Source organism: Thalassovita autumnalis (assembly GCF_001458255.1).
GTDB lineage: Bacteria > Pseudomonadota > Alphaproteobacteria > Rhodobacterales > Rhodobacteraceae > Thalassobius > Thalassobius autumnalis.
Map to the genome: position 1 here is coordinate 84702 of NZ_CYSB01000010.1, position 12201 is coordinate 96902.

Sequence of the window (12201 nt, forward strand, 5' to 3'; positions counted from 1 at the left end):
GTGAGAAGGGTTCAAATGTCATAGCCAACGGAGCGAGTCCGTGTCGCAAAGCCAACCAGATGCCCCGCAAAACCTATATGCCGCCCGCGAGCCCGTATTTCCGCGCCGCGTGAGCGGGAAGTTCCGCAACATGAAGTGGGTGATCATGGCGATCACCCTGGGCATCTACTACTTAACCCCATGGATTCGCTGGGATCGCGGCGTGAACCTTCCGGATCAGGCTGTGCTGGTGGATCTGGCGAACCGCCGTTTCTACTTCTTCTGGATCGAAATATGGCCGCATGAGTTCTACTTCGTTGCCGGGCTATTGGTGATGGCCGGCTTGGGGCTGTTCCTGTTCACCTCCGCGCTGGGGCGGGTCTGGTGCGGCTATGCCTGTCCACAAACCGTCTGGACCGATCTTTTTATTCTGGTCGAACGCTGGGTTGAGGGGGATCGAAACGCCCGCCTGCGTTTACACCGGCAGAAAAAATGGGACGCACGTAAGCTGCGTCTGCGGCTGACCAAATTTGTGCTGTGGATTCTGATCGCTTTGGCGACCGGGGGCGCTTGGGTCTTCTATTTCACCGATGCGCCGCAGCTCGCGGTGGATCTGGTGACGCTGAATGCGCATCCGATTGCCTATTCCACCATGCTGATCCTGACGGCGACCACCTTCTTCTTTGGTGGCATCGCGCGCGAACAGATCTGTATCTACGCCTGCCCCTGGCCGCGTATTCAGGCGGCGATGATGGATGAGGACACGCTGACCATCGGCTACCGCCACTGGCGCGGTGAACCCCGGGGCAAGCTGAAACCGCATAAGAAAACGAAACCCGCCGCTGCGGCTGCGGCCAGTGATGCCCCTGTCATCTCTGAAGCCGCGGCGCCACAGGGCGACTGTATTGACTGTATGGCCTGCGTGAACGTCTGCCCGATGGGGATCGACATCCGCGATGGCCAGCAGATGGAATGCATCACCTGCGGTCTCTGCATCGATGCCTGCGATGATGTGATGGAGAAAATCGGCAAGCCCCGCGGGTTGATCGACTATCTGGCGCTGACTGATGAAACCGCTGAACAGGCCGGGAAAGAACCGAAATCGGTTTGGAAACATATCTTCCGCCCGCGCACCATCCTCTACACCACGCTGTGGTCACTGGTGGGGATTGCGCTGGTGGTGGCGCTGTTCATCCGCGCTGACATCGAACTGACGGTCGCCCCGGTGCGTAACCCGGTTTACGTGACCCTCTCGGATGGCTCGATCCGCAACACCTATGACGTGCGCCTGCGCAACAAAAACGGTGATGACCGACCCTTCAAGATCTCGATCAAAGGGCACCCGACGCTGCGCCTGCAGCTGGAAGGCACCCCTTATGATACAGTGGACGTGCCAGCCGACACCATGAGCCTGCAACGGGTCTATGTGGTGGCCCCCAAAGGGTCAGAGCCAGCGCTGAGCGAACGCATGGACCTGCGGATCTGGGTTGAAGATATCAGCAACGGCGATCGCGCTTACAAAGACACACTCTTTAACGGAAAAGGAAACTGACATGGCCAAGGAACTGACCGGCAAACATGTCTTGCTCATTTTTGTCGTCGCCTTCGGGACCATCATTGCGGTGAACCTGACACTTGCCTTCAACGCCGTCAGCACGTTTCCCGGCCTTGAGGTGAAAAACAGCTACGTGGCATCGCAGCACTTTGACGAACGCAAAGCTGCGCAAGAGGCGCTGGGATGGATTGTCGCCGGCACCCATGAGGCCGGTCAGCTGCGCCTGACCATCACCGGTGCGGATGGTGCCCCGGTTGAGGTGGCTGAACTGCAGGCAACGCTGGGCCGCGCCACCCATGTGGCCGATGACCTTGAGCCAAACCTTGTGTTCGATGGCACCGCCTATGTCGCCAGATTGGACATCGATGATGGCAACTGGAACATTCGTATGAAGGCCACGGCGCAGGACGGCACTGAATTTGTGCAGCGCGTTATTCTGGATGTGATCAGGTAAGCCAATGACCGAAACCCTCCGCCCACAAGTGGCCGCTTGCCCGGCCTGTGTCGCTGCCCCCTCCGCCGAAGCGATTGCCGCCAGCGCCGCCCCGAAAGAGGCGCGTTTGGCCCTTTCGGTGCCTGCCGTGCATTGTGCGGCCTGTATCTCCACGGTGGAAAAAGCATTGGCAGCGGTGCCGGGGGTGCATTCGGCGCGGGTCAACCTGACCCTCAAACGGGCTTTGGTCGAGGCCGATCCCGAGGTGGACGCCACCCCGCTGATCACCGCGCTGGAGGGCGTGGGCTACGAAGCGCATGAGTTGGACGCGGGCGCGCTGAGCGCAACCGAAACCGACAAAGCCGGGCGTGAACTGCTGATGCGCCTTGCGGTGGCGGGCTTTGCCTCGATGAATGTGATGCTGCTGTCGGTTTCGGTCTGGTCCGGGGCGGAGGATGCAACCCGCGATCTGTTCCACTGGATCTCAGCCGCGATTGCCTTGCCCACTATCGTCTTTTCCGGCCAGCCGTTTTTCCGCAATGCCTTTGCCGCGCTGCGGGCGCGGCGGCTCAACATGGATGTGCCGATTGTGCTGGCCATCGTGCTGGCCGTTGCCACCTCGCTCTGGGAAACCTCGCTTTCGGGCGAACACGCCTATTTTGATGCCGCCCTGACCCTTGTCTTCTTCCTGCTGGCGGGCCGTTATCTGGATCACCGCACCCGCGCGGTGGCCCGATCCGCCGCCGAAGAACTGGCCGCGCTGGAGGTGCCGCGCGCCATCCTGCTGCGCGACGGGCAGGAACATCAGGTTGCTGTGTCTGAGGTGCAGGTGGGCGATCTGGTCCTAGTGCGCCCCGGCGGCCGGATGCCGGTCGACGGTGAGATTGCCCAGGGCACCTCTGAAATTGACCGCTCCCTGCTGACCGGGGAAACGCTGCCGGTCTTTGCCACCGCAGGCCAGACGGTCTCCACCGGTGAGGTCAACCTGACCGGTCCCCTGACCCTGCGCGCCACCGCCGTGGGCAAGGACACCTCGCTGCATCAGATGGCGGAACTGGTGGCCATCGCTGAATCCGGCCGATCACGCTACACCTCGCTGGCGGACAGTGCGGCCAAGCTCTACGCGCCGGGGGTTCATATCCTATCTGCGCTCAGCTTCCTGGGCTGGCTGATCTACTCCGGTGACATGCGCACTTCGCTCAACATCGCGGCGGCGGTTTTGATCATCACCTGCCCCTGTGCGCTGGGTCTTGCGGTACCGGCGGTGACCACCGCGGCCTCGGGCCGGCTGTTCCGCAAGGGGATGCTGATCAAGGATTCCACAGCCCTGGAACGTCTGGCGCAGGTCGACACGGTGGTCTTTGACAAAACCGGCACGCTGACCGCAGGCACCCCTGAACTGACGAACCTCAGTGATCATGACGCAACCGCCCTGCAGGTGGCGCTTGGCCTTGCCGAAGGCTCCGCCCACCCGTTGTCACAATCCCTCTCCGCCGCCGCCCGCGCCGCCGGGGTGGAACCTGCCGCCCTGACCGACCTGCGCGAAGTTCCGGGCTACGGGGCTGAGGCCCGCTGGGGCAACAAACAAGTCCGTCTGGGACGTGGCGCCTGGGTTGGCGCCCCCAGTGGGACGATCAGCAATGCCATGACCGTGGCGTGGCTGGCGATTGAGGGGCAAGCGCCCGTGCCCTTCACCTTCACCGATCGGCTGCGCGCCGGGGCTGCAGAGGCAGTGCGCGATCTGCAGGCCGCGGGCAAGGAGGTCCTCCTGATGTCCGGTGACACCTCCGGCGCGGTTGAGGCACTGGCGGATCGTCTGGGCATCCAGCACTGGATGGCCGAGGCGCTGCCCGCCGACAAAGCCGCCCGTATCGATCATATGACCCAGCAGGGCAAAAAGGTGCTGATGGTGGGCGATGGCCTGAACGACACCGCCGCGCTGAGTGCCGCACATGTCTCCATCTCACCTGCGTCAGCACTGGATGCGGCCCGCGTGGCCTCAGACATCGTGCTGCTCGGCGGCGACCTCACACCGATTGCAGATGCTTTGGACACGGCGCAGTCCGCCACCAAACGTATCCGCGAGAACTTTCAAATCGCGACGCTTTACAACGTTATCGCCGTGCCGATCGCCGTCATCGGCCTTGCCACCCCTCTGGTGGCGGCCTTGGCGATGTCGACCAGCTCGATTACAGTGTCGCTGAACGCGTTGCGGCTGCGCTGACGGCCCCCGGGCGACCCGTCGCGACGCATCTAAAGGAACACACTATGGAAATCCTCGCCTATCTGATCCCGATCTCACTGTTTTTGGGCGGCGTGGGACTGGCGGCCTTTGTCTACACGGTGCGCAGCAACCAATATGATGATCCCGACGGCAACAGCCAGCGGATCCTCAGCACCGAATATGACGACAAGCCGAAAAGCTGACGCGATCGGCTGAACAAACAAAAGCCCCCGCGGTGCGTGACCCGCGGGGGCCTTTATGTTCCGGATATGTGAGGGCCTTACCCCGGCCCAACCATGAAACAGGTGACCTGTCGGGCCTGCAGGCGACGGCAGGCAAGATCGGCCTTTTCGCGCGGCATTCCCATGAATTGGGCGTCAAAGCCGCTTTTGCGTTTCACCACTTTGCGCAGCGATCCATCCAGCGTACTCATCTCGGTCAGTGCGGTTTTCAACAGCATCCGTTCCGCCGCATAGCGGCTGGGGAAACGGCCAACGTTGATGCCCCAGTGATTGCCGCCTGAGGTCGACAGGCGGCTGACCACCTCCTGGCCGTCATCCGTTGTGTCCGTCTCTTCCACGGCAGCGGCCAGGCTGGCGGTGGGGTCGGTGCTGGCCAGAACCACATCCTTGGCCTCCATCCGCGCCTTCGGGCGTTTGGTGCTATTGGCTTCGGCAACGGCTTTGTTGATCTCATCCCCCAGCGCCAGCAACACTGGATCTTTCGCCTTCTCCGTATCAGATCCTGTGCCAGATCCGGGGCGGGCCACGGGCCTCAGGCTGCGTTTGACGGTGGTGACCGTGCGAATGATCTTACCCGTGCCGGGCTCTGCGCTATAGACGGGGCGCGCGGGTTTGCGCACCGCGACGCGGGTCTTGGACTTTTGGAACCCCATATCCAACAGCTCGGCCACCCGGGCGTTGCGGGTGGCGGTGGAGCGACCGCCAAACACCGTGGCGATGATACGTTCACTGCCCCGCTCGGCCGAGGCCACAAGGTTAAAGCCCGCCGCGCGGGTGTAGCCGGTCTTGATCCCATCGGCGCCGCGATAGTTGGCCAGCAGGCGGCGGTTGGTGTTGTTCACCGTTTTGATCCCGGCATGGGTCGAACGACGGGAGAACAGATTGTAGTAATCGGGGTAGTCATAAAAGATGTGCCGCCCCAGCGTGGTCATATCGCGGGCGGTGGACATGTGACCTTTCTCGGTCAACCCATGGGCGTTCTTGAAAGTGGTGCGGCTCATCCCCAGCGCTTTGGCAGTGCGGTTCATCCGGCGGGCAAAAGCCGCCTCGGACCCCGAAATCGCTTCGCCGATGGCGGTTGCGGCATCATTGGCGGATTTCACAGCCGCCGCACGGATCAGGTAGCGCAGTTTGATGCGCTGACCGGCCACCAGCCCCAGCTTGGACGGCGGTTCTGCCGCTGCCTTTGAGGAAATTCGCACCTTTGTGTCCAGAGAGATTTCGCCGTTCTCAACCGCCTCAAAGGCGATGTAGAGCGTCATCATTTTGGTCAGCGAGGCCGGATGCAGCCGGGTATCGGCATTGCGCGTATGGATCACACGCCCGTCACGGGCATCGATCACCATCGCTGCATAGGGCGCGGCCTGCGCACCCTGCGGAAGGGCTGCGAAGATGCAAAGGAAGGAGAGAATCAGCATGCCACAAAAAGCACGCCGCCCCTGTCGGAGGGTTTCGATCACTGCCATGTCTGCCTCAGTGCCGCCGGTTTTCCGGTCTGGCCTCAATTATTGTTGCACCAACGCTAGCACAGGCCGGGCGTCGAATAAAGCGTGCAATGATACCGCTTTGGTATGTAAACGCCCGCCCGGCACCCTTTGGGGTAGATCTTGTGGCTGCGGGTAGGGCAGGGGCCAGACCGGGGATTTAACGGGGATTTACGGTGCAGAAAATGGCTGAGTTTGGCTGCGGGGGATGCCGCTAACCGGAGCCTAATCCAGCCGTTTGAACATGTAAGTGGTCGAATCGTAACGTTCCCCGTGCACATCCAGGCAGTAGCCGGGAATGACCCCGGCGGTCTGAAATCCCAGCGCGCTGTACAACGGCTCCGCCGCGTCACCCGTGCGGGTGTCCAGCGTCAGCAGCCCCTTGCCAATCCGGCGCGCCTCCGCCTCAAGATGGTGCATCAGCTGCCGGGCCAGTCCCTTGCGGCGGTGACCGGGATGCACCAGCAGTTTGGAGACTTCACCGCGGTGCGGCTGGTTGCCGGGCATCGCTGTGATCAGCGTCACCACCCCGGCGGGCTGACCCTGATCCAGCGCTACGTACAGACGCCGCGCGCCGCCGTCGACCTCTGCCAGCAGCCCCTGCCAGAAGCTTTTCGCCTCCGCCTGGGTATGGGGCAGAATAAAGCCGACGCTGGCACCATCGGCCACACAGGCGTGCAGAATTTCGGCCAGATCATCCAGCCGCTGCGCCATGTCATAGGCGCTCCATTCAGTGATCATCGGATCCTCTCACAGCAGAAAAAGGTGGTAATGGGCGGCGCTCGCGCCTGTCTCAAACCGGGTCGCGCCGTAAAGCCGGTAGCGCAGGCAATCGCCGGGGCTGAGGCTATGCGCTTTGCCTTCAACGCTCACCGTCAGCTGACCGCTGAGCAGCAACAGGTGATGTTCCAGCCCGGCCCGTGGCGGTGCGTCATAGCTGATGCACTGCCCCGCTGGCAGCTGGCAGTCCAGCCATTCCCCCGCCAGATCCGCACCGGGGGGGGAAATGACACTGCGCGTGAAGCCCGTGTCGCCATCCCGCCAGGACTTGCGACCATCGGCTGGGATCACCGCCGGGGCCTGATCTTCGACCAGCGCCAGCAAGCGCGACATTGAGGTGCCGTAAGCCCGGCACAGCTTGGCCAGGGTGTCTGTTGTCGGGCTGACCTGCGCCTTTTCCACCCGCGCCAATGTGGCCCGGCTGACCCCGGTTTCCTGCGCTAATTGGTCCAGTGACCATCCGGCCTCGGCCCTGAGGCGGGTTAAATGTTGGGCGAGCAAGCTGTCCATGTCTCAATTCCGGTCAATTCTCTCATTTGTGAGAATTGCGACCGAATGTGAGAATGTAAAGGGATTAGCTCTGTTCGATCCGATCGATTAGCGAAACAAGCTGCCCCAGATGGTCCAATGCCTCATATTTAGGCGCGGTTTCGGGGGCCGGGGCTTTTTCGAACTCCCAGACCTCACCATGGGGCACGTAGACCCCCCAACCGCCAGCATCGACCATCGGCACAACATCGGACTTCATCGAATTGCCCGCCATCAGCCCCCGCACCGCGCCGTCGCCATGATCGGCAAAGATCCGAGCGTAGACCTCAGGGGTTTTGTCACTGACAATCTCCACCCCATCAAACAGATCGCCAAGGCCTGATTGCGCCAGCTTGCGCTCCTGATCGATCAGATCGCCCTTGGTGATCAGCAAAACGCGGTGGCTGTCGGCAATGGCCTCCACCGCCTCATGTGCGTGGGGCAACAGCTCAATCGGGTGCTGCAACATCTCTTGCCCGGCATCGATCAGCTCACGCAAGACAGCGCCCGGCACCCGGTTTTCGGTGACCTCCAGCGCGGTTTCGATCATCGACAGCACAAAGCCCTTCACGCCGAACCCGTAGTGCCCCAGATTGCGCCGTTCAGCCGCCAGCAGCCGGTCACTCAGGTGATCAGGGTCGGCATGATCGCGCAGCAAATCGGCGAATCGCTCCTGTGTGATCCGAAAGAACCTTTCGTTGTGCCAAAGCGTGTCATCAGCATCGAAACCAATTGTTGTGAGTTTCTGTGCCAAAATTCACCCCCAATTTCATATCAGTTGCGGGTCTGCGCGCTGCTGACCTCTTTTCTAACCTACAACACAGGTTATATAGACCGTTCAAAGCGTAGTAGCCTCAAACCGAAGACCCTTCTTATGATTGACTGTGCCGTGATGACAACTGTGATGACATCCGACAATGATGATGACTTCGGCGGCGACAGCTCTGTCGCTCTGCAGACCAAGCCGAAGACCAAGCGCCCGCCACTCTACAAGGTGATGTTGCTCAATGATGACTACACTCCGATGGAGTTTGTGGTGCACATCCTTGAGCGTTTCTTTGGCATGACCCACAGTCAGGCGTTTGAGATCATGCTGACCGTGCATAAGAAAGGCGTCGCCGTTGTGGGCGTCTTCAGCCACGAGATTGCAGAAACCAAGGTGACACAGGTGATGGATTTTGCCCGTCGCCATCAGCATCCGCTGCAATGCACCATGGAAAAGGAGTGAACCGCCCCGGTTCACGCATTTAGGTCCTGACATGAGCCACCCGCGTTTGTCCCTCGCCCTTGATGGCGGTGGGCTGGATATTTCGTCTGGCCGCATCGTTGTGTTTGGCGCCCGCAGTGATCTTGATCTGCGCGATCTGCCGAAAGAGCGCTGCCAGCTGATCACCGGCTATAAACCGGATGTGGATACGCTGAGCGCGCAGGGCTGGGAGGTGGCGACAGGGGCCGATGGATCATTTGACACCGCGATCGTCTTTCTGCCCCGCGCCAAGAAACTGGCCAAAGCGATGATCGCTGAGGCCGTGGGTCTGGGTGTGGCCACTGTGGTGGTGGATGGTCAGAAAACCGATGGCGTCGACTCGCTCCTGAAAGAGATGCGCAAACGCGGTGAGGTGGCCAATGTCCTGTCCAAGGCCCATGGCAAACTGTTCTGGGTCACCGGGCTGTGTGCCGCAGATCTGGCGGACTGGCAGGCCCCCGCAAAACAGGAAATCGAAGAGGGGTTTGTGACCGCGCCGGGGGTGTTTTCCGCTGACGGTATCGATCCTGCCTCCCGCCTTTTGGTGGATGTGCTGCCGCAGAAGCTGGGCAAACACTTGGCCGATCTGGGGGCCGGTTGGGGCTACCTGTCGCGCAATCTCTTGACCCGGGATAGCGTCAAAACGCTCTCTCTGGTAGAATCAGACCATGCGAGTCTGACCTGCGCCAAGGCCAATCTAAGCGATGATCGCGCGACATTTCACTGGGCGGATGCCACCAAATGGCGCTCGGACCGGCTGTTGGATGGGGTGATCATGAACCCGCCGTTCCACACTGGTCGCGCGGCAGAACCTCAATTAGGTCAAGCATTTATCGCAAATGCTGCGCGAAATCTTTCGCAGTCCGGCCAACTTTGGCTGGTGGCAAACCGCCAATTGCCTTATGAAACATCTCTTGCCGAACTCTTCCTGGATGTGGAAGAAATTGGCGGAGATAATCGGTTCAAGGTTCTTCACGCTGCGCGGCGCCGCCGCTCGGGTCGTTAACACAGCTCGTCACCAAATCGCCGCCGGCTGACCCCGCGGCCCCGCAGGAGAAACCCATGTCATTTGCGATTTCCGGCAAAACTGCCATCGTCACTGGTGGCGCTAACGGCATCGGTTTGGCCATTGGCCGCCATTTCCTCGACAAAGGCGCCAATGTGATCTTCGCCGATATGGACGAAGACAACCTGATCCGCGAATTGGGCCCGAATGAGGAAGGCAACCCGCACCGCTACTTTGCCGGCGATCTGCGTGAGAAACTGACCTTGGCGAACCTGCTCTCGGCCACTCTGGACGCTTTTGACAGTGTCGACATTCTGGTCAACGCCTCACGCCAGATCATCGCCGCCGACCCGCTGAACGGGGATGACGCGATGGAGATCATGCTGCAGCAGAACCTGCTCACTGCGCTGAAACTGTCGCAGCTGGTGGCCAAGCGCATGATCAAACAGGGCGCTGAGGAGGAGGAGGGCATCCTTGGCACCATCGTTAACATCTCTTGCATCGCCTCACGCCGCACCTCGCCGGACCTGCTGGCCTATTCGGTCAGCTCGGCGGCATTGGATCAGATGACCCGCTCCCTGGCTGTGGCCCTCGCGCCCAACCGGATCCGCGTCAACGGTCTGGCTTTTGGGTCGGTCATGTCGAACAGCCTGAAAGAGACCCTGCGCGAACATGGTGAGTTCCGCGATGAGATTGAGGCGCGCACCCCGCTTGGTCGGATCGCCGCCCCCACCGAACTGGCCGAAGCGGCACAGTTCCTGGCCTCAGACGCCTCGGGCTTTATGACCGGTCAGATCATGACCGTGGACGGCGGCCGCACCCTGATGGACCCGGTCACCGCACCGGCGCATTAACTGACCTTCCGTCCGGGTCACGTAGTGAGCCGGTTCGCACCCGACCCGCCCCCAAGGCGGGTGCGAATTCTTGATGATCGTCCAGTGCACAACGACTCTTTGGGCCCAGAGGCCACGCAAGTTATAGAGCCGCCTTCGGATCGGGCGCGAACCTCCCGTTGCACTCTATTCGTGACGCGACCGAACGCGCGCTTTTCGCCCTTCGCCGCACCTGCTACATCCCTAACAATAGGATGAAGGAGCGCCGCAATGTCGGAAGAGTTTGCACAAGAAAAACAACGCGCCAGCCAGTGGTTCCGCCAGCTGCGTGATGAGATTGTTGCCGCCTTTGAGGCGCTGGAGGACAGCCAGACCACCGGCCCCTTCGCGGATCAGCCTGCCGGACGCTTTGAGGTGACCGAGACCAAACGCGCTTCGGCGGATGGCTCGGACGCAGGCGGCGGCTTGATGAGTGTGATGCGCGGCGGCCGGGTGTTTGAAAAAGTGGGGGTTAATATCTCCACTGTTTACGGTGAGTTGGGCGAACGGGCGCAGAACGCTATGGCCGCGCGCAAAGGCATCCCCGGCATGAAACAGGATCCGCGCTTCTGGGCCTCGGGCATTTCGCTGGTGGCGCATATGCAGAACCCGCATACCCCTGCCGTGCATATGAACACCCGCATGTTCTGGACCCCGCATGCCTGGTGGTTTGGCGGTGGATCGGACCTGAACCCCTGCATCGAATATGATGAGGACACCGCGCATTTCCACGGCGTGCAGAAAGAGTTCTGTGACAAGCACGACACCGCGTTCTATCCGCGCCTGAAGGAATGGGCGGATGAGTATTTCTTTGTGCCCCATCGCGGCCGCGCGCGCGGGGTTGGCGGCATCTTTCTGGATGATCACAACTCGGGCGACTGGGAGGCGGATTTTGCCTTTATTCAGGACGTCGGCCGCGCCTTCCTGCCGGCTTTCCTGCCGGTGACTGAGAAACGCCGTGATACGGTCTGGAGCGAGGCGGACAAAGACCAGCAGCTGCAGCACCGTGGCCTTTATGCGGAATATAACCTTGTCTATGACCGTGGCACCAAGTTTGGTCTGGAAACCGGCCATGACGCCAATGCGGTCCTGATGAGCCTGCCGCCGATGGCGAAATGGGTGTGAGCGGATCCACACGACCGGCTTAGAAATGGGCCTCCACCGCGGTGGGGGCTTTTTCTTTGGCGAGCTTCGTAGCAGTGTCTGGAAGGTATCAGAAGAGCCCAAAGGTGATTGCCTTCAAGCTGGGCCACTGCGGCCGAACCGAGGGGCAAAGCGAAGCGCCCGCCCCGTGGGGGCGGTTCGGGCGCTGCCAAATCGAAGATTTGGCTGAGTGAAACTGTGGAAGGGGCAAGAGTAAGGGAGAGAGCCATGGCCAAAGGGGAATGCAATTGCGGCGCGGTCCGGTTTGAGATCACGTCCGAGATCCGCGATGTCTACATGTGCCACTGTTCCATCTGTCGCCGTATGACCGGCGGCGCAGGGGTGCCGGTGGTCGTGGTCCCGAATGAGGATTTCCGCTGGCTGTCAGGGCAAGACAACATCGCCACCTGGAAAAAGCCAGACGTCGATTGGCAGGGCTGGTTCTGCCGCACCTGTGGTTCGCCTTTGCCGGGCGACAATGATCCGGCGCGCACCTATGTGCCTGTGGGCGTGCTGACCGAAGGCGCCGAGGCTCTGGAGGTGAAACATCACATCTGGGTTGGCTCCAAGGCGCATTGGGATGTGATTGGGGACGCGGGCAAACAACACCCCGAGGCCTTTGGCACTGGCTGAGTGGCTCAGGCTGAAAAGGGGCAGGGGGCGTTGCCCCCTCCGTTCAAAAGGGTTTTGAACGTCACCCCCAGAGTAT

General features: G+C 61.2%; 13 protein-coding genes. 9 read left to right on the forward strand and 4 right to left on the reverse strand.

Annotation, left to right across the window (positions count from 1 at the left end):
* The first annotated feature begins 40 nt into the window (after window positions 1-40).
* The 4 genes from ccoG to ccoS are packed head-to-tail and all read left to right on the forward strand — an operon-like array spanning window position 41 to window position 4394.
* Window positions 41-1531, forward strand: a complete 1491-nt coding sequence (gene ccoG / locus TL5118_RS04155) for a cytochrome c oxidase accessory protein CcoG (RefSeq protein WP_058245514.1) — start codon at window positions 41-43, stop codon at window positions 1529-1531.
* Window position 1532: 1 nt separating this feature from the next.
* Complete coding sequence (locus tag TL5118_RS04160) at window positions 1533-1988, forward strand: FixH family protein (RefSeq protein WP_058245513.1); 456 nt, start codon at window positions 1533-1535, stop codon at window positions 1986-1988.
* 4 nt (window positions 1989-1992) lie between these two features.
* Entirely contained in the window at window positions 1993-4191 is a 2199-nt protein-coding gene (locus tag TL5118_RS04165) for a heavy metal translocating P-type ATPase (protein WP_058245512.1), read from the forward strand.
* 44 nt (window positions 4192-4235) lie between these two features.
* Window positions 4236-4394 carry a cbb3-type cytochrome oxidase assembly protein CcoS gene (gene ccoS, locus TL5118_RS04170; protein ID WP_058245511.1) on the forward strand — a complete coding sequence of 53 codons (159 nt, stop codon included), beginning with the start codon at window positions 4236-4238 and terminating at the stop codon, window positions 4392-4394.
* Window positions 4395-4471: 77 nt separating this feature from the next.
* On the opposite strand, the gene TL5118_RS04175 is transcribed toward ccoS, so the two are convergent.
* The 4 genes from TL5118_RS04175 to TL5118_RS04190 all read right to left on the reverse strand — a co-directional run bounded on the left by TL5118_RS04175 (window position 4472) and on the right by TL5118_RS04190 (window position 7979).
* A complete protein-coding gene (locus TL5118_RS04175; RefSeq protein ID WP_058245593.1) occupies window positions 4472-5851 on the reverse strand; it encodes a D-alanyl-D-alanine carboxypeptidase family protein in 1380 nt (459 codons plus the stop codon).
* 291 nt (window positions 5852-6142) lie between these two features.
* Complete coding sequence (locus tag TL5118_RS04180) at window positions 6143-6658, reverse strand: GNAT family N-acetyltransferase (RefSeq protein ID WP_058245510.1); 516 nt, start codon at window positions 6656-6658, stop codon at window positions 6143-6145.
* A gap of 9 nt (window positions 6659-6667) precedes the next feature.
* A complete protein-coding gene (locus TL5118_RS04185; protein ID WP_058245509.1) occupies window positions 6668-7207 on the reverse strand; it encodes a helix-turn-helix domain-containing protein in 540 nt (179 codons plus the stop codon).
* Between the two features lie 64 nt (window positions 7208-7271).
* Window positions 7272-7979: an HAD family hydrolase gene (locus TL5118_RS04190; RefSeq protein WP_058245508.1), complete on the reverse strand. Its 708-nt coding sequence runs from the start codon at window positions 7977-7979 to the stop codon at window positions 7272-7274.
* 150 nt (window positions 7980-8129) lie between these two features.
* On the opposite strand from TL5118_RS04190, the gene clpS reads away from it, so the two are divergent.
* From clpS to TL5118_RS04215, 5 genes are all read left to right on the forward strand, one after another.
* Window positions 8130-8453, forward strand: a complete 324-nt coding sequence (clpS, locus tag TL5118_RS04195; protein WP_242601722.1) for an ATP-dependent Clp protease adapter ClpS — start codon at window positions 8130-8132, stop codon at window positions 8451-8453.
* A 31-nt stretch (window positions 8454-8484) separates the two neighbouring features.
* Window positions 8485-9477: a class I SAM-dependent methyltransferase gene (locus TL5118_RS04200; RefSeq protein WP_058245506.1), complete on the forward strand. Its 993-nt coding sequence runs from the start codon at window positions 8485-8487 to the stop codon at window positions 9475-9477.
* A 56-nt stretch (window positions 9478-9533) separates the two neighbouring features.
* Window positions 9534-10331 (forward strand): SDR family NAD(P)-dependent oxidoreductase, encoded by a 798-nt coding sequence (locus tag TL5118_RS04205; protein ID WP_058245505.1) that lies wholly within the window; start codon window positions 9534-9536, stop codon window positions 10329-10331.
* A 249-nt stretch (window positions 10332-10580) separates the two neighbouring features.
* Window positions 10581-11474 (forward strand): oxygen-dependent coproporphyrinogen oxidase, encoded by an 894-nt coding sequence (gene hemF / locus TL5118_RS04210; protein ID WP_058245504.1) that lies wholly within the window; start codon window positions 10581-10583, stop codon window positions 11472-11474.
* Between the two features lie 246 nt (window positions 11475-11720).
* Complete coding sequence (locus TL5118_RS04215; protein WP_058245503.1) at window positions 11721-12125, forward strand: GFA family protein; 405 nt, start codon at window positions 11721-11723, stop codon at window positions 12123-12125.
* The last annotated feature ends 76 nt before the right edge of the window (window positions 12126-12201 follow it).